Here is a 26,869-nt window from a genome sequence, read left to right as displayed (position 1 = left end):
GTAGGGCCTAATGACCAAGGAAATACAGGCCTACTTGTGGCATACGGCGCACGATCCGTTACCTTCATCAACCCCGTAGATGTCGTCGATGTCGTCTGGGCAGGCCTTCATGGGCCGCAGCGGATTGATGGGGATAGCTTTGCGCATGCGCTCGCGACGAAGATCGTATTCCGCCCTGATCTCCGCCACGCGCTCAGGCTGCTCCATATCGCTGAGAGATTCGTCCTTGGACCAGGTGAAGGGCGAACCATGCTCCAAGGCATTCTTTTCGAGGGCCTTGGCAGCCTCATAGGCCTCAGGGTGCTGCTCGCGCAGCCTGACCCATTCGATCTTCTGCTGGAAGAAGCAGAAGGTGCATCCGCTGCGCGATCGCCACTCGTAATACTTGGGATAGCCGACGCCGGAGTTCTCCAGGATGTCAATCACGCCGACCTTGTCGATACCCGCCTCTCGGAACGGTAGCTTGACAAATAGGTTATCGGCTTTGGCCGAGTAGCCCTCGCGATAATCCTCATCGGCGCGGATAGCCACATACGACGTGACTTTATCGCCCGCTGCCAGCATGGGTCTCACCCAGTTCTCGAAAGGGGCCAGCTTCAACTTTCGGGTGCACCAGCGCGCATTGGGGTTGGGCAGAAAGTGGTTGTACTGTCGTAGCCAGAAGGTGAAGTCGCGATCAGGGTTTAGTCGCAGAATGGGTTTGCCAAGCCGGCCTTCGAGCTTCCCGAGGAATTCATAGACCTCGGGTAATTCTTCACCGGTATCGGTGAAGAAGTAGTCGATGTCTAGCTCGGGATGACGCTCGCGCATAAAGACAGCTAGCGCCGCGCTATCCTTGCCGCCGGAAATCCCCAGAACGTGTCGCTCAGCCATTGACCGTCTCCCTGTCGATGGATGCCAGCTTCATCCCAGCCTTGGCGAGGATCGCCAGCAACACGTCTGTCTCCAGCCCTTGTCCTTCTAGCATTGATGCAATCTCATGGGCCTTGGCCTCCACTGTCTGGAGATGGCGTTCCGATATCGCGAACGAGCGCGAGATGGTTTGGGTGTCCGAGCCCGCACCGATGACCACGGCAATGGCCTCGCTGTGCGCTTGCCGACCTTGCACCGCCACGAAGGCCTCTGCCTCGCGGAAGCGGCGCGCGGACTTGGCCAGCTCCAAAATCGCTGCGTCGATATGACGATCCACCCAGTCGCGCGGGGGCTTCTCGGCCGCAAGGCTAAGTATGCCTTCGAGCGAGGCCCGTGAACCGTCGAAGTTGGCAAGACGCGTAGCGAAGCCATCCATCTGCAAGTCGCCTGAGATGCCCGAGACTGAACGAGCGCGTGCTCGTAACGCATCGAGGTCATCGATGCTCGCGTCGAGCGCGGATAGCATCTTGGCTTCGACTTCGGCGAGCATCTTGCCGTAGGCGCCGGCGAGCTCCTGCAGCGGTGCGCGCAACGCTTCAACATAGGTCTTGCCGTCAGTTGCGCCCAAGAGAGACGCAAGGTCGACAAACAGAACCTTGTGCGGATCGTTGGCCTTAAGGAACATGTCGCGCATCTCCTTGGCCGTCTGCCCCAGATGGGAGGTCCGTCGGGTCCACTCGGGTAAGTTGAATACCATCGCCACTAAGCCGCGGGCCGCTTCAAGCGGGTCTGTGGCACCCGAGACTTCCCCTATCTCAGTTAAGAGGCTGGATATGCCATTGAGAATCTGATTCTTGTCTTCGTCGATGGCGACCCAACGTAGCGAGAAGCGATCGGGATCTTGTAAGCACTCGTCGATATCGAAATCGGTGAGCCGCGGCACGAACATCCCGTCTTTATATACGGCAATGTTTGCTTTATGAGCGAGAAGGAAGGCTGTGAGTACCACAGGTTGGATGCCGCGTTTCATGCCAAAGGGCTGCGCGTTCCACAACGCATAGATCTCGTGCACACCGACGCGGGCATTGACGTCGGAGAAGAGCGAGCGAGTAGCGTCCCACAGCGGCGCGAAGCCTTCGGAGAACCCGTCGCCAGGAGGCATGCAACGCCAGGCGCCTGACTCGTCTTGGCGATGAAGTCCCGTGCTTTTGAGCAGCGTCTCGTAGAGGCCGCGCTCTGCTGGGAAGCCCTCAAAGCCCAAGGCTTCCTTGCCCTCAGCATTGATCATTGCGTGCAATAGTTCACGGCGGGCCTTTACGCTGTTGCTTGACACACTATCGCGGTTAACCAATTCGCTCCACACCGGGGGCGAATGGCAAAATAGCTCATCGGCGAGCATCGATGCTTCGGGGGAGAGTTTCTCGCCAGGCTCCAAGATCTGATGTGCGCCCTTGTGCCACTTGGCCCTGAACACCGCAGTTTGCAGCTGGTCCTCAAGATCTGCGCGCGTCGCTGCCAACCGCGCATAGACCTCGCGACGCGCAACGGGGTCACCGGGGAGCTCGTGCCGCTCTTTGACTTGTTCTAAAGCCACCAGCTCAGCAGAAAGCGTGGAAATACGAGCGTGGTTAGTGGGGATACCCACCATCACAGGCCAAGGATACAGCTTTGAGCAGTCTGCCGCTCGAATGCTTGCGGCTCGCTGGCTCATACCTTTGCTCGGCAGAGCCAGGATGAACGCACCGAACTCACCTTTCTTCGGCTGGAAGTTGCTGGCGATTTTTTCGGCCTGCTCGATGCTGCAAAGTGATAGCTCCATCCAGCGCATGGTGCCAGTCTTATGATAGTGCCGCTTAGCGACTACTGGATGGAGGTCCACAAGCTGCGCGAGCCGAGCGTAATCGATGCCAGGCGAAGCGGCAAGAGCTTGAGTGACAGCTGCGTCGATGTCGAAGTCGCTACCCTCGAACACGGACCAAGCGCCGGTGTAGCTCTTGAATAGGACGACTTTGAGCGAGCTGAGTTTCGCCAGTGCAGCATCGAGCTCGTCGCGCGTCTTGTCGTAGAAGAGAGCGCTGATTACTGTGGCGTCAGCTGCGAGGCCGGAGCCGTTACGGAACAAATCGATAACAGCGATGTTCTTGATTAACGACACGAGCATCGCATCGCCCGTTTTGGCTTCTGCTCGTTCTACTGCTTCGACGGCCTGCGACCAGCGATGCCCGTCGGGGGAAGCGAGAATCGCCTGTTCTAAGTTCGACCGCAGGTAGTCCCAATAGTCGCTAGGGCGATACCAACTTGCATCGCTCTTAAGCGTCGAATTTAAATAGGAGCGAAAGCCATGCGGCTCCACTGACGATAGAAAGCCGAATGTGCTGCGCTCGTTTTGCCCAAATTGTCGCTTGGAGATCGGGCCTAACAACGCAGCCATGGCGGGGTGCAGCGGCCAGCAGGTCGCTAAAGCCTGAGCGAAGTTCTCTCCCACGGCGGGCCGGCGTGAACGAATTGCCTCAGCGATCGTCTTGGATGCATCGTACATCCAAAGCGGGCGTTCCTTGGCCTCAATTGCTCGACCAATTAGCTCGACGACCTCGTCGCTCGCGGCGACGAAAGGGAGGTCGACATAGCGGCCTTGGATCTTGGCCCAGTCATCGCGGGCGTCGATGCCTAGGCGAGCTGAATATTGCGCAAAAGACTGATGCAAGACGCCAACGACCACCAAGCGACCTTCAGCGCGAGCGGCGGCCTCAGCAAGCTCTTGGAAGAAGTAGACATCGTCTCCGGAGCCCAAGGCAGAGGCCTCCAAAAACTTTCCCATTTCGTCGATGACGACTAGCACGCCATCATGAGGGCGACTTTTGGCTTCTTCAAGCAAGTCTGCGATTAGTGATTGGGCATTCGGCTTGCTGCGGCCGTCGACGGTCTTACCCTGCGCACGGCGAAGGGCGGTATGAAGCTCCGCTACGACACTACCGCGCCGGCCTACGGTCGGAATCAGTAGCCAGCCTTTGTGCACCGGGAATGCCTTGTCGAAAACCGGTTTGAGGCGGAGAGACAATGCTTCGCGGGCTTTCGTCCGGAGATTCTTGTTGGGATGCAGCGCGCTCGCCATTGTGACGGCTAATGAGCTCTTGCCGCCGCCAAACGGCCCTGTCCAGGTAAAACACCGTTGGTTTGTGCTCGAAAGTTGCATGCACATGCCATCGATTACCGAAGCCGCGGTCGCGTGGCATATGTAACCGGCGAATGCGTCGGCACGGCCGATATCGGCGTCGACACGGATAGAGCGCTGGTATTGGCGCGAAATTTGGACGATGTCCGAAAGCGCCTCTAATTTCTTGTCAGTCATAGGCGCGCCTGATCATGTTTTTGACGTCTTCCTTGGACAAGTCCTTGCGGTGAATTTGGCGAAGTCCAGCCGAATCTGTCCATTCGATCTTGTGTTTCGTGAAGTCCGAGAGAGTAATCAGCCGTTGGGCGATCGACTCCTCGTCGAGCTTAAAGACCCGTCCCGGCGAGCCCTCCGCGTAGGCCACGTCTTCGAAGGCCAGCGAACTTTGCCCCTCGGCCTCTCGATTCCAGAAGTCCACTAGGGCATAGGCGAAGATGCCATTGTGCAACGAGGCCTTCGGGCCGCGGCGAAAAGCGTATTGGCCCTTGTGGACCTCCTGCAGGAGGCCCAATTCACCCAAGAGCGGTTCTGCGAAATCTTCGGGGGAGCCGCCTGCTGCGCGCGGTGCGTAGCTGCGCAGGCAAGTCTCTAAATCACGTGAAATCGTCGCGTTGGACAGCCGATGCTTTGGATCTAGTTCGCGAGCGTAGCGGGCCAAGGGGTCTTCTAGCTCTTGGCGTGTGAATGTGGGTGCCGTAACATGGTTGAATAGCCAATGCCACGTGGTCGAGCGAAAGCAGCGGCCTGCAAGCTGCCAGTGGGCTAGCCATGCCGTCGACGGATTCTCAGCGTAAGGGTCTAGCCCATCGTCATTGAGTATTTCTTTGGCGAGACTGTGGAGCCGAAAGCTGTCACCGTCCTCAAACATTACGCCGCAAGCCAAGGCCCAATGCCGGATTGACGCGACCATATTCTTTCCAACACCGAATTTTGCGATAGCTTTCTCATCGGCGAACGCCGATTTCGGAACGAGATTTCCGTCGCAAGCTTGGTCGAAAGCTTTCTTGAGCCACATTTGCCGCAAAGGAAATGTTTCATGACCCGAGAAATGGACAGGCGTACCCCGATAGAGTTTTTGCATGGCAGTCATGTCCGTCATCTTAACTCGAACTGGTGGAAGTCACCAGTTCGATAGTGTATCGGAGACTGTATATAAACACAGTTCTCTGGGACGTGACACGGACAAATCAAATTTTCTGGCGCATTATGAGGTCGTGCGGCGATCGCGCCCGAAATTCACCGTGACCGAATGAGTTAGGGGGGGGATGGTCATGAGCATATTTGGGCGCGCTGCCGAGGTGAGAGCACTTCCGAGCGCGCAGTTGTTCGTCGGTGGTCAGTACTGGCCACTTAAGCGCTGCTGCAAACGTCATTGATCGGAAAACTTGCGTATAGTTGTGTTTGAGTGTTTGCCGTGAGTGGCGTGGGATTTCGCGAAGGCGTTAAGTAGGTGCGAACAGTCGAGCCTATGTGTTTTCAAGAATTTTTTGGGGGCATATTTGGGGGCACTTCTGCTCTATGTTTTGTAGAAAATGATTTTTTATCAATAACTTATTTTTCATATTCCATTCCTGCAGCCGCACCAAACAAGACAAAGGGTTACGTGATTTCACGTAACCCTTTGTGCTTTCTGGGGGCTGATGGGGCTAGCGTGGCCGCTGTCCCTTCAGCGCCGGGAAGGCTCGATTTCCCGAGCCAATCCCCGTACTCTTATCTCTTCTCCGCGTAACACTGCGCACGCAAATCGCTGCTGCCGATGTATGCGCAGCTCCCATTGCCCTGCTTGGCATAGCAATAAGCACGCTGATCGCTGTCGCCGATGTACGCGCAACTACCATTGCCTTTCTCGGCATAGCACTGCGAGCGAAGATCGCTGCTGCCGATGTATGCGCAGCTCCCATTGCCCTGCTTGGCATAACAATAAGCACGCTGATCGCTGTTGCCGATGTACGCGCAACTGCCATTGCCCTTCTCGGCATAGCACTCCGCGCGCAGATCGCTGCTACCGATGTATGCGCAGCTTCCGTTGCCTTGTCTGGCATAGCAATAAGCACGCTGATCGCTGTCGCCTATGTTTGCGCAACTCTGCGAAAAGGCTGAACCCGATGCGCCGCACATCAGCATCGCGAAACAGATCAGGACTTTCTTCATCAAGTTCATTCCAGGTCTCTCTGCTCAATATCGCCATGATCGCAATTCATTGAGAAAACCTCAATTACTACGTGGAATCCTAAGTATCTAAGAGTGTTCATATAAACGGTTAGACGTTGCTTTCACAACCATCTAGCCATGAATGTTCTACTTCGTGACCGATGCAACTAAAGAAATCAACAAAAAATCAATGAGCTACGTGATCTTGCGTAGTTCGACATAAATCGACGTCTGGAATCATAGCTCGATGCATGGATTCGTCCCGAAAAAAGCATCGGAGTAAATAAAAACAAATAAAACCGTCGAAACCCTAAAGAAATCACAATCTCGATCCGTAATGCTCTGTCTGGGCTGGTTCTCACCAGTTAGGAATCCGAGGGGCGCGGCGTCTTGCGCAAAGCTGGCACATCACGATAGCCGGCGCATGAGATGCCGTTTCGGGGAACGCAGACGATGTGACTATGGGTCACGTTCGACGCGGCCTTCGGATGTTGCAAGCAGTATGACAATCAAAAGAACGAAGATCAGATGCCTTGGCAATCAACGCGCGAAGTCTCGCCGTTGGCCGGCGGGATTGGCGGGCACAGCAAACGCAGCAATCGCAGTTCGGGGATTCAGCGGTTTCGACAGTTTCAACGGGTATCGAGGTACGGCCTGGCGACTTTGCTCGCTGCGGCCGCGCATTGCCATGCCGCGGGCATTGTCCCGGACGGCGGCACCGCGACCTCCGTCACCGTTGGCGCGGACGGACGTCAGAACGTCAACATCGCAGCCCCCGTCTACGGCGTTTCACGCAACACGTACACCAGCTTCAACGTTGACCGCGCCGGTGCGACCCTGAACAACACGGGGGTGAACGCACGGACCATCGTCAATGAAGTGACGGGAACCGCCCCTAGTCTGATTCAGGGACAAATCGCCGTGGCCGGGCCGCGAGCGAACGTCATCCTCGCGAATCCGAACGGTATCACCGTCAACGGAGGATCGTTCGTCAACACCGGCCACGTCGCGCTCAGCACCGGGCAAGTGTCGTTCAACGATGTCCTCGTCGCGCCCGGCCTGTACCAGCGCAACGTCGTGCTCAACACCGGCCAGGGCACCATCGAAGTCACCGGCGGCGGGCTTGCCGGCACGCTGATCGGTCTGGAACTCATCGCCAAGACGGTCAAGGTCAGCGCGCCCATCACCAACGACTTCTCGTCGCCCACGGCGTATGTGCGCGTCATCGCCGGTAGCAGCAAGGTCTCGCTCAATACGAGCTTTTCCCCGGACGACAACAACAACGACTGGGTGACGTTCGCCAACAACCAGCAGTCCAACCCCAACGCCATTGCCCTCGACATCGAGCCCGCAGGCAGCATCACATCCGGCCGGATTCAGTTGTTGACGACGGACCTCGGCGCAGGTGTGCGCCACGCGGGCGCAATGATGGCTAACGCGGGCGACTTTTCCCTGACTTCCGCAGGCGACGTGCTCCTCGCGCCGTCGAGCAAGATCAATGTCGCCAACAATCTGTCGTGGCAGGCAAGCGGACAAACCGCGATGCGCGGCGCGTCGATTCTCACCGGTGGCTCGATCAACCTGTCCAGCGGCAGCGTGCTCGTGGCGAACGCCGGCGCGATCCAATCGACGCTCGTCTCCTCGCGCAGCGGCATCGTTCTCAACGCTCAGGGCGACATCACGAACATCAGCAGCCTGATTCAGGGCGTTACGCGCGACCGTGCATTGACGTCCTCCGAAGGCGCAATCACCTTCAACGCTGGCGGGACGATCACCAACACCTCGGACCCCGCCAATCCGGGCGGTGCGTTCGGCGTCGTCTTCGGGGTGAACGACGACGTCGTCATGCGCGCCGCACGCGACATCGTCAATCTGAACGCCCGCGTTGAATCGAACCAGTCGGTCACGATGGCGGCGCAGGGCGATCTCAGTAACGTCATCTCCCATACGGAAGGCGCGAACGGCGGCGTCGCGACCGCCTACGCCAACAGTGGCAGACGCTGGCTGCTCTTCTCCACCCGTGACGAAGGCTTTTCCGTCGACTATGGCTCGCTTCCCGCGCCGAGCCAGCTCTCCTACATCATTGCGGACGCAGGCAACGTCACCCTCTCGGGCCGTAACGTCTACAACACGGGCGGCACCGTGTTGACGAACGGTGGCGATATCCGCGTGACGGCGACGAACACGCTCGTCAATCAGGCGATCATGACGGGACAGGCGTCGTACCAGCGCTCGTGCTTCATCTTTTGCCGGGCGGAGGCCTCGAGCACGACGGCGTCCTTCGGCGGCCAGATGCAGGCATCGGGCAACATCTCGCTCGCCGCCGGACAAAGCGCGACGAACATCGGCGGCAACGTCATCGCCTGGAGCGGCAATCTGACGGTCGACGCGCCACTCGTGACCGCACAGGGTCTGCTCGGATATACCGCCTACAACGGCACGCGTGGCATGAAGGCGTGGTTCGGCAATCGCTGGGCGGCAATCTACGCGCAGAACGACGGCGGCTTGTTCTCGGCGGCCTCCGGTGAGGTCGTGCTGACCGGGCGCGGCGTGATCAAGGGCGGTGTCATTGCCGGGGCGAAGGGCGTGCGCGCCGCGCAGGGCATCGAGACGGCCTTCGTGCCGTATCGCGACCCGGTCAGGATCGGCACGCATCTCGGTTTGACGACGTGGTTCGGCCTATGACGATGCGCCTCCTTAATCCCACGCGCATCGTGGCCGTGTCGCTGATGGTCGTCTCCAGCGCGATGCACAACGCATTCGCGCAAATACCGCCCGGGTTGCCGCCGATACCGTCCGCTCCTGCGGGCATCGCGCCGCAACAAGACCCCGCGCAGCGCCTGCTCGACGAGCAGCGCAGCCGCGAGTTGCAACGCGAACTCGACCGACAGCCTGCGCAGATCGAGGTGGCGCCAGCGGCGTCGCCACAGGTGCCCGATCTCCCGGCAGACGCCGACATCGACACGCTGCCGGATCCGGAACCGACGTTTCGCATCGACCGCATCGTCTTCAAGGGGGACACCGTCCTCAGTGCCTCGGAACTCGACCGGATCACTGCACCGTTCCTGCACAAATCGCTCGGGCGGCGACGCATCGACTTACTGATGCGTCGCCTGACGGAAGCCTTCGTCGCACGCGGCCTCATCACTACGCGCGCCTACCTCGCCACGCCGCAGAACCTGTCGTCCGGCACGCTGGCGGTCACGGTCGTCGCGGGTCGTATCAGCGGCTTCACGTTGAACGGCGGCGCGTTGCGTCCTTCGGCCACGGGCGACGGCAAACAAGGCGACGGTGGCGGCCTGCTGACGGACGCCGGGACGGCATGGGCCTTCCCCGCATCGGTCGGTGACGTCCTCGAACTCCCGGCGCTCGAACAGGGCGTCGACCAGATCAACCGTCTGCGTCGCAATCAGGCGCAGATCCAGATTCTCCCCGGGCAAGCGGCGGGCGAGTCGATTGTGGCGATCCGGAACCCGTTCGGCAGCCGTCTGAACTACAACGTCGGCTTCGACAACTACGGCAGCACAGCGACCGGCAAGTGGCGCACCCGCGCGTCGGTGGAGGCGGGGAACGTCATAGGTTTGCAGGAATCTTTGAGCTTCTCCTACGTGGGCACGCGCGACAGCAACGCACTCGTCGTGTCGGCAGCCGTCCCCTACGGCTTTCAGACGTTCAGCTACACCGCAGCCCTCTCCGAATACCAGCAGATCATCGGCGGCACGGCCTTGCTTTACGGCCGCACGCTGAGCCAGATTTTCGGCTGGAACAACGTCCTCAGACGCTCGTCCTCGGGGCGAGTGAGTCTTGACGTCACCCTCACGAAGCTCTCCACCGAGCGCGACGTCAACGACATTCCGCTGTCGCCACAAGACCTGACGATCTTGCGCGTCGGTGTCTCCGGCCTCTGGCGCTTCACGCGCAACGGCCAGCCTGGCGCGTTGACGGCGTCGCTCGGTGTGTCGCAGGGCTTGCCGTGGCTCGACGCCTCGCGCGACTTCGACGGCATCCAGAAGCAGGACGCTCACGCGCAATTCACCAAGCTCGACGCCAGCACGACCGTCCAGCTGCCGCTCGCGCAGATCGGCCCGACGGTCTGGACGTGGCGTACCACGCTCACCGGCCAGTACAGCGCCGTCGCCCTGTTCGGCAATGCGCAGATCTTTCTCGGCGGCACGGACTCCGTGCGCGGCTTCATGCAAGGCGGCATCGCGGGCGACAGCGGCTTCTACGTTCGCAACGAAGCCGTGTGGGCCAACGCCCCGGTCTGGCAGGGGCTGCGCTGGGAGCCGTATGCGTTCCTCGACGGCGGCAAAGCACATTTGGTGGCCGAAGCCGGATGGCCGACGCTGATCGGCGCCGGTGCCGGGGTTCGCGCGCAATGGCAGTTCCGTGGACAGACGTTCTCCGGCGAGCTGATGGCGGGCCGTGCGCTCGTGCAGCCGTCGTCCATGGGACCGAAAGGCAGTGTCGTTCTCGTCACGCTCAACTGGGCGGGATGAATTCCGAAGATGCGGACGAGCGGGCGACCGGCTCGCAGCGTCCGTCAACGTTGTGGGAGAGGTATCGATGAAAGCGAAGTTCAGCCGTATGTGGAGTATGTGGATGGCTGCGGGCGTATGCGCAGCATTGGGCGTGGTGACGTTACCGGCGATGGCGGCCAAGTCGGCGGCCGCGCCGTCGTCAGTGAAGGCGGATGCCAAGGGCGACAACAAAGTCGACAGCAAGGCGAACGCACAGAAGCCGCTACCGGCGGATGCCGTCGCCAGCGTCAACGGCGTGGCGATCTCGAAGGTGTCCGTCGATGCGATGGTCAAGGCGAGCGGCCAGCCCGACAGCCCGCAACTGCGCGAGCTGTTCAAAGGGCAACTGATTGCCAACGAGTTGCTCAAGCAGGCAGCGCAGAAGCAGCACTACGAAGCGCGCCCCGAAGTGCAGGCGGCCGTCGAAGCGGCGAAGACGATGATCGTCACGCGCGCATTCATGACGGAGCACCTCAACGCGGCACCGGTCAGCGACACCGACGTCAAGGCGAAGTACGACGCGGTCGTCGCCACGCTGGGCGAGAACGAGTACCACGCGAGTGTGATCGCCGTGCGCGACGCCGTCACCGCGCAAACCGTGCTCGATCAACTGAAGAAGGGCAGCGATTTCGCAGCGTTGGCGCGTCAGTACAGCCAGGGGCCGAACGCCGCGCAGGGCGGTCAGTTGAACTGGGTGTCCTTCAAGACGCCGATCACGGCGGGCAACACGCAGAACTGGCCGCAGCCGATTGCCGAAGCGCTGGTGAAGCTGCCCAAGGGCGGCGTGTCGAGCGAGCCGTTGCAAATCGGCGAGCAACTGTGGATCTTGCGCGTCGACGACAAGCGCGCCACGCAGATTCCGAAGTTCGAGGAGAGCGCGCCGCTGCTGCGCAAGCAACTCGAACAGGTGGCGATGGAAAAAGCCACGGCGCGAATGATCGGCGATCTCGTCAAGAACGCACGCATCCAGCAGTAATCCGGAAGCCATCGAACGATGCCAGGCGTGATTGAGACGCCCGGCATCGCTCGACATCGTCGCCTTCCGACGATTCGCAGTTGGTACTAGGAAGTCAGCATTCAGCAGTCCGCAGGTCATCGAATCGCCACAGGTGGTGTGGCGGTCTCGCGGTACGCACGTCCAAAGAAACGAACAGGTCACGCCATGAACGCATCTTCGCGAGGAATCACCGAAGCTGGAGAAAACGCACGTCAGTCGATGAATATCGACGACGAGGCGATGGATTTCCACTTCCCGGAGAAGCCCGCGATTCGTCTGTGGCAGCGTGCCATTGCGGCCTGCGTCGCGCTGACGCTGCTCGTCAGCCCCATCTCGGTGACGTTCGAACTGAGTCAGTCGGCTGCGCGCGAGTTGGCCGCTAATACTGCCGGGAAAGCGGGCTTCGACGAGACCGCTCTGACGGTGATGCGCTCGCTCGCGTCGCTGCGTGTGCACGTCGGCATGCAGACGGCGTCCGCTGCGCCGATCACCGATCCGACCGCGCCGGTCGTCTTCGCACCGAAGATCATCACGAGCGGCAACGGCATCCCCGTCGTCAACATCACGGCGCCGAACGCCGCAGGCATCTCGCTCAACCAGTACCAGAGCTTCAACGTCGACGCAGCGGGCCTGATCCTCAACAACAGTCTGCTCAACGGCACGTCGCTCAACGGCGGGGTGATTGCCGCCAACCCGAATCTGTCGGGCCGCACTGCGAGCACCATCGTCAATCAGGTGACGTCGTCCGGCGGCGCTTACGCATCGGCACTCAACGGTCCGCTCGAAGTGTTCGGCGCGCCTGCCACGGTGATCATTGCGAACCCGAACGGCATCTCCGTGCGTGGCGCGGGTTTCACCAACACCATCGGCGTCACGCTGACGACCGGCACGCCGCAGTTCCTCTCGGGCGCGGGCGGCACGCCCACCGATTTCGCGAACGCCAACGCGCTCGGCTACAGCGTCAACAGCGGCCACATTCAGTTGGAAGGGAATGCCGGGATGAACGGTCCCGGCAGCGGCATCGAAGGCACCGTCGGCGCGATCGATCTCATCGGCCAGACGGTCGGCATCAATGCGCCGTTGTACGCGGGCACGCGCATCAACGTCATCACCGGCAATCAGCAGGTCCTGACAGGCGCCGTGGACGGCACGGGCACGCGTTACATCACGTCGACCAACGGCGCGGCCAATACGGCGCAGGCCGTCCAGAACGCCACGGGCAACGCACAGGCGTTCGCCATCGACGCAACGCGCTTCGGCGCGATGACCGCCGGACAGATTCAGGTCATCGGCACAACGGCTGGCCTCGGTGTGCGCATGGCGGGCGATCTCGCATCGACGACGGGCGACCTCACGCTCTCGTCGGGCGGCGATCTGACCGTTGCCAACCATGCAGCGCAGCAGCAGGTGCAGATGACGAGCGCGGGCAACGTCGCGCTCAGCGGCACGGGACTCGGCGAGACCGGCTATCGACTGACGGCGACCGGCGATGTGACGTCGGCCGGATCGCTGCAATCGGGCAAGGCGATGGACGTGCAGGCGGGCGGTAATCTCACACTCGCGAACCTTCAGTCGAACGGCGACACTGCGTTGAGTGCAACGAAGGCGCTGGCGCTGAAGGAAGCGCAAATCGGCGGCAATCTGTCGCTCGCGACACAAGACAGCGCGCTGGGTGACATCCGTCTGATGGGCCCGGTGACGGTCGGCGGCACCCTCGTCGCAAACGCCGCGCGCAGTCTTGTCGTCACCGATAGCACGGGCGCGAACGGTAACGTGTCCATCGTCACCGGTGGCGATTTCCAGATCGCACAGGGCGCACGTCTGACGGGCCACAGCGCGGTATCGACGCAATCGGGTGGCGACACGCGCATCGACGGTACGCTGGCATCCGGCGCACAACTCGACATGACGTCGAGTCGCCGCCTCGACGTGCAGGGCGATGTGGCGTCGAGCGGCACCGCGCGCCTGAGCGCGGGCGAGACACTGAATGTCGACGGCACGTTGCTCGGACAAGCCGACGTGACGCTGCGCGCGGGCGGCGACATCACGGGCAAAGGCAAGCTCGCTTTCGGCACTGACGCCACATTGCGCGCCGGGCGCGATATCTCGCTGACCGGGGCGTTGCTCGCAGGCGCGCTGGACGTCGAAGCAGCGAACGGCATCTCACTGGCCGATGTACAAAGCACCGGCGTCGCCGCATTGCGTGCGTTGGGCAATGCAGGCGGTGGCGACATCGCCCTGCAAGGCAAGGTCTCGTTTTACGGTGCGGCGGCGCTCACGGCAGCGCGCGACATCCTCGTGAATGGCACCACGGCGGGTGCGGATGCTGTGACGCTGAACGCCTCGCGCGACGTCAACGTCGCAGGCTCGCTTCAAACGGCAGGCACCACGAATGCGCTGACGATCACGGCAGGCAATGCCGTCACCGTCCCCGGCACGATTCAGGCGAGCGCGGACCTCAAGGCGAATGCCGGTACGACGTTCGACGTAGCAGGTACCGCGACCGCAGCGGGCGACGTCGCCCTGCAATCCGGCGGCGACATGCGCGTGACGGGCAACGTGTCCGGTCAACGCACTGGCAAGCTCGACGCGGGTGGCAATCTCGACATCGGCGGTGGCGCGCATTTCCTCGGCGACACCTGGCTGACGTCCGGTGCGAACGCCACGCTTAACGGCAAGTTGCAGACGGCGAACCTCGTCGTCACGAGCCGCAACGCGGTCACGCTGGGCGATGTCCAGACCGGCGGCACGCTCGACGTGCTGGCGCGCGGTCTCGACGGCAGCGGCGACATTCGCGTGACCGGACCGTTGGCGTCCTTCGGCGTGGCGACGATGAATGCCGCTCGCGATGTCGTCATTGCCAGCACGGGCAAGATTGAGGCGAACGACAAGCTCGTCGTCACGGCACAGCGCGATGTGCAACTCGACGGTGGTGTGGCGGCAGTCGGCGACGTGACAATTACCGCGACGTCCGGCAATCTGAACACGACCGCGAACCTGAGCACCAATAGTCAGCTCGCATTGACCGCAGGGCAATCCGTGACGCTCGGCGCACCGCAGACGAGCGCTATCGGCAACGCCACCGTCACCGCAGGACAGGACATCGTGCTGAACGGCGCGCTGGTCGGCCTCGCGGGTGTCTTGCAAGCCGGACGCGATCTCGTCGGTGCAGGGGCGTCGGCGTTCACCAACACCGCGACGCTTGGCGCGAACCGCAACGTCAACCTGTCCGGCGTTTTGCAGGGCAACGGTGTGAGCGTGACGGCGGGCAACAGCGCGACTGTCTCCAGCGTCACGTCCAATGGTTTGTTCTCGATATCGGCCAACGGCAACGCGGGCGGTGGCGACGTCGTCGTCAACGGCGAGTCGAGCGTGGTCGGTGCTGTCGCTCTGAAGGGCACGCGCGACGTCACTGTCGCAGGCACCTTGCAGACGGGCGAAGACGCTACGCTGACCGGCGCACGCGACGTCAACATCACGGGAACGGTCCGCACGGCCAAGGACGCAACGCTGACGGCGACGCAAGGCAGTGTCAACGTCGACGCGCAGGGCAAGCTCGGCGTGGGCGGACAACTGACCGCGGCGGCGGGGACGGATGTCGTCATGAGCGGGCAGACGGCCGTTGCGGGCAACACAACACTGACCTCGGGGCGCGACACGGTCGTGCAAGGCGCGCTGAACGGTCAGGGCACCGGACGCATCGATGCAGGCCGCGACGTGAGCGGCGCGGGTTCGGCGTCGTTCACCGGTGCGCTCGACGTGAGCGCCGCGCGCGACGTCGACCAGAGTGGTCTGTTGCAGGGCGGTGGTCTGACGGTCGTCGCAGGCAACAGCGTCACCGTCAAAAATGCACAGTCGACCGGCGTATTGACGCTGACCGCCAAAGGCCTCGCAGGCGGCGGTGACATCGTCGTCAATGGCGAATCCGGCGCACCGGGCGCCGTATCGTTGCAGGCCGCGCGCGACATCACCGTGGCGGGCACGCTCGGCGGTGGCGCGGGCACTACGCTCGACGCGCAACGCGACATCGTCGTGGGCGGCGCGATTCAATCGGTAGGCGACGCCAACCTGACGGCGCACGGCGGCAGCATTCGCGCGATCGGCGGTGTGAGTGGCGGGGCGAATCTCTTCTTCAACGCAGCACAAGACGTCACGCTGGGTCAGTCGACCAGTGCATTGCTCGACGTCACGATCAACGCCGGACGCGATCTGCAACTCGGCGCAGTGTTGCTCGGCGTGAACGCGAACCTGACGGCAGGCCGCACGTTGCTCGACACCGGCGACGGCAGCAGCAAGGCCGTCTTCACGGGCAACGCCACACTCGCGTCGGCGGGTGACACGCGACTCACGGGCGGTGTGCAGGCGAATGCCATCGACGCGACGGCGGGTGGTAATGCGACGTTCGGCGTCCTCAACTCGGCCACCGGCATCAAGGTCACGACGACCGGCACGGCGGGTGCGCTGGGCGGTCCGGGCGACATCGTCTTCAACGGCGCGGTGTCGTCGCCGAACGCGTTCTCGGCGACGGCTGCGCGCGACATCCTCCTCGCGGGCAGCGTGGCGTGCGGTGCGGCATGCGAACTGACCGCACAACGCAATCTGTCCGTGACGGGTACGGCGCTCACGATGAGCGACCTCTCACTGATCACGCGGATGGGCGACCTCGCCATCAGTGGTGAGGTGACGACAGCGGGCGCGCTGCTGGCAACGAGCGCGGGCAACGCAACGCTTGGCGGCAAGCTGAGCGTGCAAGGCGACTTGCGCGCTACTGCTGCCAACGATCTCACGCTGACGGGGCAAACCAACGTGCAGGGCATCGGCGCGTTGCGCGCCGGTCGGGACGTCCTTGGGGATGGCACGGCTTTGTTCGGCGGCGATGTCACGCTCGACGCGGGACGCAACACAGCGCTGACGGGCGCATTGTCCGGCCAGAACGTCGACGTCCACGCCGCGAACAGCGCGGGTCTGCATAACGTGCAGGCGACCAAGGCACTGACGGTGACGGCGGACGGGGGCGATGTGGCCATCACTGGCGACGCCGTCGCACTCGGCACGGTGACACTGACTGGCGCACGCGACGTCGCCGTGACCGGCAAGACGGTCGGTGGCGACAACGTCACGGTGACTGCCGCGACGGGCGACATTCGTTTGCAAGGCGACACGGCTTCCGAGCGCAATCTCACGCTGACGGCGGCGAACGGTGCGATCACGACGGGTAATGCGGGTGCGCAGGGTGACGTCACCGTCAACGCGGGCAAGTCGCTGACGATGCAAGGCGACACGACGGCCAACGGTCTGGTGCGTCTGACGTCCGGCGGCGATATGACGCTGGGCAATGTGCGCAGCGTCGTCGCAGATGCTGTTGCCGGGTTGCTGACGGCAGGTGGCAAGCTCAGCGCTGCGTCGCTCACGTTCGGCAATGGTGGCCTGACCACGCTGTCAGGTGGTACGACGCAAGTCACGGGCGCCATCGTCGCAGGCGATGCCCTGACGATGACCACGACGGGCGACCTGACTGCGGACGCTATTCAGGCGGGCAAGTCAGCCACACTCACGGCGGGCGGTGCGGGTGACGTTCGCGTTGCGGGCGACGTCGGCACGGGTACGAGCTTGACCGTCAATGCAGGACGCGATGTGACGCTCGGTGGCGCAGTGACAGCGGGTGAGGGCGTGAGCGTCACGGCCGCACGCGACCTGTTGGTGACCGGCGCGCTGTCGGCGAATCAAGACATCGCACTCACCGCGACCCAAGGCGGTGTCACGCTGACCGGTCCCGTTACCGCGATTCAGAACTTCACGGCGAAGGCGGGCGGCGCGCTGGCGATGGGCGCCGCGCAAGTCAACGGCGACACGACGCTGACGTCCGGCACGACGATGGCATTGGGCGGTCATCTCATCGGCAAAGGCACGGCGACGCTGCAATCCGGCGGCGACATCACGGGAAGCAACGGTGCGCTGACGTTCGGCAAGGACGTCGCGATCACGTCCGGCGGCAAGCTGACGCTCGGCGGCGTGGATACGGCGGGCGATGTGAAGGTGACGTCGGCAGGTGACGCGTTGCTTGGCGCGTTGATCTCGATGGGCAAAGCGTCGCTCACCAGCACGTCGGGCAGTCTGACGGTGGACAAGGTGCTCGTGGGCAGCACGCTCGATATGACCGCTGCGACGAACCTGACGGCACTGCAAGGCGTGTCGAGCATGGGCGCGATGACGTTGACCGCGCAGAACGGCAACCTCAGCGTCGCGAACGTCTCCGGCAACGACACGGTTTCGCTGCGTGCGGGACAGACGCTCACGCTGGGCGGCACCAACACCGTCGTCGGTGACATGACGCTCAATGGCGGCAACGTCGTTATCAACGGTGCTACGACGGCATCTAAATCCTTCACGGTCACGGCAAGCGGTGCGCTCGACGCGAGCGGCGGGCAACTCTTCGTCACCCAAGACGCGAAGCTGAGCGGCGCACGCATCGACACGGGCGCGATGATCGTCGGTGGCGCGCTGGATGTGACGGCGACGCAGTGGATCAAGACGCATGGCCTCGCGCTCATCAATGGCGCGACGACCTTCAATGCAGGCACAGGAACGTTCACCAACTCGGCGGGCGCATCGGTGCTGAGCGCCGGGCCGTTGTCGGTGACGGCGGGCGGCATCGTCAACGAGGCGAACGGGCAACTGGCGTCGACGAAGGCACTGACGCTGACGTCCACCGGCAACGTCGTCAACAACGGGTTGATGAACGGCAGCACGACGTCGGTCACGGCGGGTGGTGCGCTGACCAACACCGGGACGGTGCTAGGCGCGAACGGCGTCACGCTCAACGTTGGTGGGTTGAACAACAACGGCGGCATGATCCTCGCGGGCGACGTGACGGGCGCGACACCGGCGAGCGCGGACCTTGCGCTGACGGTCAACGGCGCGGGCACGGTCACGACGGCGGGTGGCGAGCTGGCCGCGACGCGCAATCTCGCGGCGTCGATGGGCGCGGCGACGTTCGACGTAACCGGCGGCGCATTGCAGGCTGGCGGCACGATGTCGATCACGGCCAACGTCATCAACAACACCGGGTCGTTGCAACTCGGTGGCGCGAACACCGTGCTGACGGGGCTGGCGTCGTTCCTGAACAGCGGCACGATCCAGAGCAACGGCGCGCTGACGCTCGCCAGTAACGGCTGGTTCACGAACATCGGCAGCGTGGTGGGCGGCAGCGATGTGACGATCAACGCGGCGACGATCAACGGCGTAGGCGCGACGATCCACGCCGACCGCGATCTGTCGCTGACCCGCGACGTCATCAACAGCGGCCTCATCGAAGCGAACCGCAACCTTAGCGCCACGGGCGGTAACTTCACGAACGCGGGTGCGAAGACGCAGGCCGCTGGCGACATCACCTTCTCGCTGCCGGGCACGCTGAACAACATCGGCGGCACGATCATCGCAGGGAACAACCTGACGGTGAATGCGGGGGCGGTGATTAATGATCAGGCGGGGGGATCGGGCGCGGTGACGACTACGACCACGGTCGTCGATCCGAGTCTGATCTGGAGCGCGATTATCGGAACCCGTGGCTCGAAGCTCAGCCTGGGCGCTGGTGGCGGTGAAGGCGACATGAACGTGCGGTGGCTCGATGTGACGTCGGCTGCAACGCTTGGTGATCTACTGTCGCCGACGGGCGTGACGTTGGAAGGTAAGCCCGACGGCATCAATCCGTGGACGGGAGATCGCTGCAACGGTGGACTCGCTCCGCTGTCATGTGATGCGGGCACGGCTGCGCCAACGACCGGCTCCGGAACGTTCTATATGAACAAGTTCCGGGGAAGTCGCATGGTCGGCGATAACCCGGTCGATTACGACTATTGGCAGGCGAGTGCGTCGCCCATGCCGAACGCGCTGACCTCTGTGGCCATTAACCTGCCTACGGTCAATCAGACGTCCACGGTGACGCAAATGGGCGCGAACGGCGTCATGATTGCGGGTGGCGACATCTCGGTCACGACGTCCAGCCTGTCGAATCGCGGCGGGCAGATTGCAGCGGGACGCAATCTGACGCTCAACGTCGGATCGATGGCAAACGGCGCGGTATCGCCGACGACCACCAGTTCGGTGGTGAACGCGGTCGATCAAGGGCAGTACTCCGCGTTCCTCGCACAGCTGGCATCGCTGGGTGCCATCGAGGTTCCTACCTACCAAAACGAGAATCTGTCTGACGCGCAGCTCGCGCACCAAACGGTGTCGTTCAACATTGCGACGGGATCGGCGGCACCCACGTCGACTTCGACGATTGGCTGGTCGACGCCCCTCGGCCTGATCACCGCAGCGAACACGATCAATCTGTACGGCGGCAATCTCGTCAACGAGGGCATGATCTATGCCCAGAACAACGTCAATATCTTCGCGTCGAGCGTCACGAATCAGGGCGGCAATACGCAGCAATTCACGTCGCAGGCAGGGTGTGCGGCGGGCACGAGCAACGCTGCCTGCTACCGGGGTAACGATGTTCGTGGGCAGAACCCTAACACCACCTCGTTCACCTTCGCGCAGAACAACGCGGCAATCATCGCGGGCAACAACCTCACGATTGCTGCGGGGACGATCAACAACAAGTACGGCGATCTGATTGCGGGTCACGATCTTGTGATCGGTGGGGTTGGTTCGTCGGCGACGGGCACGACTGCTGCCGATTCGCTCACCAATACATCAGGCAACATCCTCGCGGGTAACAACCTGACGCTGAACGTCGCGGGTGGCATCACGAACACGTTGCCGCCGCCGGTTCAGGTGCACGAGAACTACGGCAAGCTCGAAAAGTACTCGGGCTGTATGACGGCGGGTGGCTACAAGGAGAGCTACTGCGAGGCGTACGTCGATCAGCAGTCGGGCAATTCGTCGATCATCGGCGCGGGGAACAACCTGACGATTAACGCCGGGTCGCTGACGAACGTCGGCAGTCTGATCACTGCGGGGCTTAACGCGACGATCAACGTCAGCGGTCCGGTGGTCAACAGCGCACAGACGCTCAATGCCTACTGGCACTCGCACTGGGTGCAAGAGACGGGCATGTTCGAGTCGGACAAGCGTCATGACGTGTGGAGCTGCGGCAGTGCTGCGGAATGTACGTCGCTGTATGGGGATGCTTACACGAGCGTAGGCGGTGTCATCAACCCGCCCACGCCGGTAGGCAACATCGCCGCGACGATTCAAGCTCCGAACCTGACGGTGACGTCGGGCGGTCAGATCGTCAACGTGGGTAACGTGGTGGGACAGTCGGTGTCTCTGACCGGTACGAGCTTGGTCAACGGCATCACGACGGCGAACACGTACACGCCGCAAGTCGGCAACGCACCGCAAGTGATCAGTCTAGCTCCGGCGAACGGTGGCCTGAATCTGACGATCCCGGCGAGCTTGGGCGGCGCAGGTTCGTCAATCCTCACGGGAGCTACAGGCCAGCAGAACGGCCCGAGCTATGTTGTGGGTGGATTGGGCGCAACGCTCGATCCCGTCTCTCCGCAGGTACTGATCTCGAACTTGCCCGCGTCGCTGCAACCAAGTACGACGACGTTCTACTTCTCTCCTCAACAAGAAGCCATCCAACTCCAGCAAGCCGCCCTGATGCAAACGGGCAAGGCGAGCTTCATCAATGGGTTGTCGACAGATAGCACGTCGCAGTTGAGCGTCAACGACCAGCAGAAGCTGGTGATGTACGGCAACGCGGTCGAGTATGCGAAGACGAACAACATCCAGCTGGGTCAAGCCCTGACACCTGAGCAGATCGCAGGCTTGTCGCAACCGATGCTGTGGTACGTCGAACAGACGGTGCCCGAGCCGGGATGTGCGGCAACAGGCAACGCGAAATGCCCGACAGTCACGGCATTGATGCCGCAGGTGTACCTGCCGGAGAACTTCACGGCGCTGTCCGCAGGCGGGCAGATTCTGGCGAGCAATGACCTGTCGCTGAACTTCGGCAGCACGGCGACGGGTGGCAGCATCCTCAATACGGGCTCAATCACCTCAGGCGGGACGCTGACGGTGAACACCGGGACGCTGACGAACCGCGCAAACGTGGTCGACGTCGGTGAAATCTGGAGCTACATCAAGGACGCGGGCTACCTGAAGACCACCGGCACGATGGTGCAGCCGGGCGGCTTCATGAGCGCAGCAGCGGGCGGGTTGACGCTCAACGTCGACCAGTTCAACCAGATCGGTGGCGCGCTTCAACTCTTAGACCCGAACGGCCAAGTTGATCAGGCGGCAACGCAAGCATTCATCGCGGGTGTAGCGGCACAACTGGGCGACAAGTTCGTCCAGCAGACGCTGCAAAACGACCTGCACACGGACTTTGTGAAGCAGGGCGGGAATTTCGGGATTCAGCAGGTCGGGATGATCATGGCGGCAGCCATGACGGGCGCGGCCCTCGGCCCGCTGTTCTCGGGAATGATCGCCGCACAACTCGGCACGACGGCCGCGACATTCGTCGCGGGCGGGTTGGGCAACGTGATGGCGAGCGCAGCGCTCACCGCGATGGCGAGTTCGACCCTCACGCAAGTGATGTTCACCGGCTCGTTGGACTTCGGCTCGGTACTGAAGACGGGGTTGTCGGCTGCGGTTACGGCTGGGTTGCTGAACGGGATTACGTATTCGAGCGCCGATGGCTTGGGGTTCTCGACGACGGCGTCCCCCAATAGCCTGGCAAGTCTCGCGGGCGTGAAGCCGACTTTCGTAGACGGCGCAGTAAGTCAGGCAGGAGCAACGACCGCAGGCCAGTGGTTCACGCAAGGCGTAGCGATTCTCGGCCAGTCTGTGATTCAGGCAGGCGTGCAATCAACGATTCAAGGTGGGAGCTTCCTCGATGCGTTGAAGGTTAGCGGTGTTAGCAATCTGAGTGCCGCGTTGGCGTACCAAATTGGCAACTTGGGACCGGAGTCGTTGGGCACGCTCGGCTATGCGGGCGTACATGCAGCGTTAGGGTGTGCTAGTTCTGCGGCGTTGGGTACCGGGTGCGCGGGGGGAGCTATCGGCGGTGCGCTTTCGGCGCTGAGCGCAAATGAAATCGCTAAGGCGGTTACCAACGGTCAAGGTATTACGGACCCCGCGCAACTTGCAATAATTTCTGCGGCCACGCAGTTACTTAGCGGATTAGCCGCAGGCGCAGTAGGTGCCGATCCGAATGCAGCAGCACTCGCGGCACAAAATGAAGTCGTCAATAACAGCTGTGCGTTGGGCCACGACTGCGGAACGCTACGAGGTGCGTTTGGTGCGGCGATGGAATGGGTTGGACCGCGAGCATCGGGTGTTGCGCAGGCGATGGCGGGTGGCTTGACGGCGATAGCCGGGACCGCTATGACCGTGGGCGGCGGGGTAGCGTGCGCACCAAGTGCCGGTCTCGGTTGTGTTGCTGCGGCTGGCGGAGTGGCGTTGACTGGAGTGGGGCTCGATAATTTGAACGCGGGCCTGCAGACGGCGATCACGGGGACATATACACCCACAGCTGGAGCGACGCTCGTGGGTGCTATTTTGCCGGTGGATGCGCAAACGGCCGAAGCTATTTATGGCAGTTCGGCGGCATGGTTGGGCACACAAACAGGTAGCTTGGCGGGCGTATTCTCGAGGCCGAACGCAACCGTTCCTACCCCAGACAGCCGAACGACGACGCTCTACCGTGCCGTGAGTCCGGAGGAATATTATTCAATCATGAATTCCCGTAAGTTCTCCTTTGGTCCGGCAGGTAGTGAGATGAAGCAGTTTGGGTTTAACTTGAACGAGGTGCTGCGGTATGCGAATTTCCAATCCGACTATGCTGCCATCATTAGTGCAGAAGTTCCAACGAGCATTCTTGGGAGGTTCAATGTTTCAAATTCAGTCGATCCCTTCATCTTCAAAAATGGTGTTTTGACCATAAATGGACAGTCGGGATTGAACCTGTTTAATTCCGCTGTGAAAAACGTCGGTCACGCATTTTAGGAGGACTATTTTGCATCACATTATTGCGACGGTCCGCATCGCGGATGACGTTGACGAACCGAAGGAGAAGGGGGTGAGGTCTGGGTACTCCCCTCACCACAAATTCGCATCGGTTGATTACTTGGCGAGTGGAGTGCATACGTATGAGAATGATCATCTTCACTATCCTGGAGAAACGCTAAAGACGCGGATTAGCTTTCCAAGTTGGCAGTATTTCAAGGACGCGGTGAAGCCCGGCGATTCGTTTGAAGTGCTAGAACTCGACCGACTGGTCGGCTACGGGAAGGTGGAGCGGATCCTGTGAACGGTTACTCCGACTGTGAGATAGGTATGCTTTGAGAATCGGCAAGGCTAAAGCATCGTGGACTACCGATCTAGCACATCGAATGACATTGTTGATGATTAAAAAAGCTGAACTTAGATGCGTGGGTCAGCTCACGGTTACATAGGTGCCGTGCGAGTGGCAGCAGTCTGATCACGGCGGGCCTTAACGCGACGATCAACGTCAGTGGCCCGGTCATCAACAGCGCACAGGCGCTCAATGCCTACTGGCACTCGCACTGGGTGCAAGAGACGGGCATGTTCGAGTCGGACAAGCGTCATGACGTGTGGAGCTGCGGTAGTGCTGCGGAATGTACGTCGCTGTATGGCGATGCCTATACAAGCGTAGGCGGTGTGATCAACCCGCCGACGCCGGTGGGCAACATCGCGGCGACGATTCAGGCCCCGAACCTGACGGTGACGTCGGGTGGTCAGATCGTCAACGTCGGCAACGTGGTGGGGCAGTCGGTGTCGCTGACCGGTACGAGCTTGGTCAGCGGCATCACGACGGCGAACACGTACACGCCTCAAGTCGGCAACGCGCCGCAAGTGATCAGTCTGGCTCCGGCAAACGGCGGCCTGAATCTGACGATCCCAGCGAGCTTGGGCGGCGCGGGTTCATCGATCCTGACGGGCGCCACCGGCCAGCAGAACGGCCCGAGCTACGTTGTAGGTGGATTGGGCGCAACGCTCGACCCCGTCTCCCCGCAAGTACTGATCTCGAACTTGCCCGCGTCGCTGCAACCAAGTACGACGACGTTCTACTTCTCTCCTCAACAGGAAGCGATCCAACTCCAGCAAGCCGCCCTGATGCAAACGGGCAAGGCGAGCTTCATCAATGGTTTGTCGACGGATAGCACGTCGCAGTTGAGCGTGAACGACCAGCAGAAGCTGGTGATGTACGGCAACGCGGTCGAGTACGCGAAGACGAACAACATCCAGCTGGGTCAAGCACTGACACCTGAGCAGATCGCCGGGTTGTCGCAACCGATGCTGTGGTACGTCGAGCAGACGGTGCCCGAGCCGGGATGCGCGGCAACGGGTAACGCGAAATGCCCGACGGTCACGGCACTGATGCCGCAGGTGTACCTGCCGGAAAACTTCACGGCGCTGTCCGCAGGCGGACAGATTCTCGCGAGTAATGACCTGTCGCTGAACTTCGGCAGCACGGCGACGGGTGGCAGCATCCTCAATACGGGCTCAATCACCTCCGGCGGGACGCTGACGGTGAACACCGGCACGCTGACGAACCGCGCGAACGTGGTGGACGTCGGCGAAATCTGGAGCTACATCAAAGACGCGGGTTACCTGAAGACCACGGGCACGATGGTGCAGCCGGGCGGCTTCATGAGCGCAGCGGCGGGTGGGTTGACGCTCAACGTCGACCAGTTCAACCAGATTGGCGGCGCACTCCAACTCTTAGACCCGAACGGCCAAGTTGATCAGGCGGCAACGCAAGCGTTCATCGCGGGTGTAGCGGCACAACTGGGCGACAACTTCGTCCAGCAGACGCTGCAAAACGACCTGCATACGGATTTCGTAAAGCAGGGCGGGAATTTCGGGATTCAGCAGGTCGGGATGATCATGGCGGCAGCCATGACGGGCGCAGCCCTCGGCCCGCTGTTCTCGGGAATGATCGCAGCGCAACTCGGCACGACGGCCGCGACATTCGTAGCGGGCGGGTTGGGCAACGTGGTGGCGAGCGCCGCACTCACCGCCATGGCGAGTTCGACCCTCACGCAAGTGATGTTCACAGGCTCGTTGGACTTCGGCTCGGTACTGAAGACGGGGTTGTCGGCGGCGGTTACGGCCGGGTTGCTGAACGGGATTACGTATTCGAGCGCCGATGGCTTGGGGTTCTCGACGACAGCGTCCCCCAATAGCCTGGCAAGTCTTGCGGGCGTGAAGCCGACTTTCGTAGATGGCGCGGTAAGTCAGGCAGGAGCAACGACCGCGGGCCAGTGGTTCACGCAAGGCGTAGCGATCCTCGGGCAGTCCGTGATTCAGGCCGGGGTGCAATCGACGATTCAAGGTGGGAGTTTCCTTGAGGCGCTAAAGGTTAGCGGCGTTAGTAATCTGAGTGCCGCGCTGGCTTATCAGATTGGCGAACTAGGCACATCTAATCTAGGCAGTGTGGGGTACGTAGCCGCACACGCTGTGCTTGGTTGCGCGAGTGCGGCAGCGCTGGGCTCCGATTGTAGCGGTGGCGCTATTGGCGCAGCATTTTCTGCAATGTTCGCAAACGAAATCGCCAAATCGGTGACCGGTGGCCAAGGTGTAACGGATCCCGCCCAGCTAGCTATCATCTCAGCTGGTACCCAGTTGCTGAGCGGTGTGATTGCCGGGTTGGTGGGAGCAGACGCGAATGCAGCCGCGTTAGCTGCGCAGAACGAGACGATAAACAACGCGTGTGGAAGCAAGCACGGATGCGGTCAGATTGGTGCTGCGGCTGGCGCCGCCGTCGGTGGTGGTGCGGCGGCGGCAGGCTCTGTCGTCATTGACGCCGCCACCGGCGGAATCAATATCATCGCGACTCCGGCGGAAGTTGCCGCTGGGGCTGCATTGGGCGGTATGCTTGGTGGTGCCCTCGGAGCAGCGATTGATCGACTCGACGCAATGCTGAGTTCATCCGGCGAGGGAAAGTCGGAAACGAAGACTCCAAACGTTGGAGAGCCCGGGTCGTGGCACACCAATCCCGGAAGTGGGCAGCAGAGGCAATATGGTAATGATGGATTCCCTATTACCGACATTGATACAGATCACGACCATGGGCAAGGAAATCCGCACTCGCACAATTGGGAGCCGAATCCGAATGGTGGGTTTCCCTCTCGTGGTCCTGGCGTTCCTGTCTCAAACTGGCCACCAATCGTTGTCCCTTAACATTAATGGTAGCGGAGG

General features: G+C 61.7%; 9 protein-coding genes. 5 read left to right on the top strand and 4 right to left on the bottom strand.

The annotated features are described in order from the left end of the window. Nucleotides 1–30 precede the first annotated feature (30 nt). From PCO31010_RS22435 to PCO31010_RS22420, 4 genes are all read right to left on the bottom strand, one after another. Nucleotides 31–873: a phosphoadenosine phosphosulfate reductase family protein gene (locus PCO31010_RS22435; RefSeq protein ID WP_150666225.1), complete on the bottom strand. Its 843-nt coding sequence runs from the start codon at nucleotides 871–873 to the stop codon at nucleotides 31–33. Next, on the bottom strand, nucleotides 866–4,201 hold the full coding sequence (locus PCO31010_RS22430; protein WP_150666224.1) for an ATP-binding protein: 3,336 nt from the start codon (nucleotides 4,199–4,201) through the stop codon (nucleotides 866–868). The genes PCO31010_RS22435 and PCO31010_RS22430 overlap by 8 nt, the downstream gene beginning before the upstream one ends. Continuing rightward, nucleotides 4,194–5,114, bottom strand: a complete 921-nt coding sequence (locus PCO31010_RS22425; protein ID WP_150666304.1) for a DUF4007 family protein — start codon at nucleotides 5,112–5,114, stop codon at nucleotides 4,194–4,196. The genes PCO31010_RS22430 and PCO31010_RS22425 overlap by 8 nt, the downstream gene beginning before the upstream one ends. Before the next feature lie 620 nt (nucleotides 5,115–5,734). Then, complete coding sequence (locus PCO31010_RS22420; protein ID WP_150666223.1) at nucleotides 5,735–6,175, bottom strand: hypothetical protein; 441 nt, start codon at nucleotides 6,173–6,175, stop codon at nucleotides 5,735–5,737. 528 nt (nucleotides 6,176–6,703) lie between these two features. On the opposite strand from PCO31010_RS22420, the gene PCO31010_RS22415 reads away from it, so the two are divergent. From PCO31010_RS22415 to PCO31010_RS22395, 5 genes are all read left to right on the top strand, one after another. Further along, nucleotides 6,704–8,860, top strand: a complete 2,157-nt coding sequence (locus PCO31010_RS22415) for a filamentous hemagglutinin N-terminal domain-containing protein (protein ID WP_150666222.1) — start codon at nucleotides 6,704–6,706, stop codon at nucleotides 8,858–8,860. Beyond that, entirely contained in the window at nucleotides 8,857–10,674 is a 1,818-nt protein-coding gene (locus PCO31010_RS22410; RefSeq protein WP_246184735.1) for a ShlB/FhaC/HecB family hemolysin secretion/activation protein, read from the top strand. The genes PCO31010_RS22415 and PCO31010_RS22410 overlap by 4 nt, the downstream gene beginning before the upstream one ends. A 67-nt stretch (nucleotides 10,675–10,741) precedes the next feature. Continuing rightward, complete coding sequence (locus PCO31010_RS22405) at nucleotides 10,742–11,671, top strand: peptidylprolyl isomerase (protein ID WP_246184734.1); 930 nt, start codon at nucleotides 10,742–10,744, stop codon at nucleotides 11,669–11,671. A gap of 186 nt (nucleotides 11,672–11,857) precedes the next feature. Next, on the top strand, nucleotides 11,858–23,650 hold the full coding sequence (locus PCO31010_RS22400; protein WP_150666221.1) for a two-partner secretion domain-containing protein: 11,793 nt from the start codon (nucleotides 11,858–11,860) through the stop codon (nucleotides 23,648–23,650). A 579-nt stretch (nucleotides 23,651–24,229) separates the two neighbouring features. Beyond that, the gene (locus PCO31010_RS22395) at nucleotides 24,230–26,851 is read left to right on the top strand and encodes a DUF637 domain-containing protein (protein WP_150666220.1); all 2,622 of its coding nucleotides are present in this window, start codon (nucleotides 24,230–24,232) and stop codon (nucleotides 26,849–26,851) included. The last annotated feature ends 18 nt before the right edge of the window (nucleotides 26,852–26,869 follow it).

Origin of the sequence: Pandoraea commovens (assembly GCF_902459615.1) — a bacterium.
GTDB lineage: Bacteria > Pseudomonadota > Gammaproteobacteria > Burkholderiales > Burkholderiaceae > Pandoraea > Pandoraea commovens.
Note: the sequence above shows the minus strand (reverse complement) of the source record. Positions and strands in the feature narration are given on the sequence as shown.

Bases quoted from the DNA above. Each gene is read 5' to 3' on its own strand.
- PCO31010_RS22435 (WP_150666225.1), bottom strand. From the start codon at position 873: ATGGCTGAGCGACACGTTCTGGGGATTTCCGGCGGCAAGGATAGCGCG.
- PCO31010_RS22430 (WP_150666224.1), bottom strand. From the start codon at position 4,201: ATGACTGACAAGAAATTAGAGGCGCTTTCGGACATCGTCCAAATTTCG.
- PCO31010_RS22425 (WP_150666304.1), bottom strand. From the start codon at position 5,114: ATGACTGCCATGCAAAAACTCTATCGGGGTACGCCTGTCCATTTCTCG.
- PCO31010_RS22420 (WP_150666223.1), bottom strand. From the start codon at position 6,175: ATGAAGAAAGTCCTGATCTGTTTCGCGATGCTGATGTGCGGCGCATCG.
- PCO31010_RS22415 (WP_150666222.1), top strand. From the start codon at position 6,704: ATGCCTTGGCAATCAACGCGCGAAGTCTCGCCGTTGGCCGGCGGGATT.
- PCO31010_RS22410 (WP_246184735.1), top strand. From the start codon at position 8,857: ATGACGATGCGCCTCCTTAATCCCACGCGCATCGTGGCCGTGTCGCTG.
- PCO31010_RS22405 (WP_246184734.1), top strand. From the start codon at position 10,742: ATGAAAGCGAAGTTCAGCCGTATGTGGAGTATGTGGATGGCTGCGGGC.
- PCO31010_RS22400 (WP_150666221.1), top strand. From the start codon at position 11,858: ATGAACGCATCTTCGCGAGGAATCACCGAAGCTGGAGAAAACGCACGT.
- PCO31010_RS22395 (WP_150666220.1), top strand. From the start codon at position 24,230: ATGTTCGAGTCGGACAAGCGTCATGACGTGTGGAGCTGCGGTAGTGCT.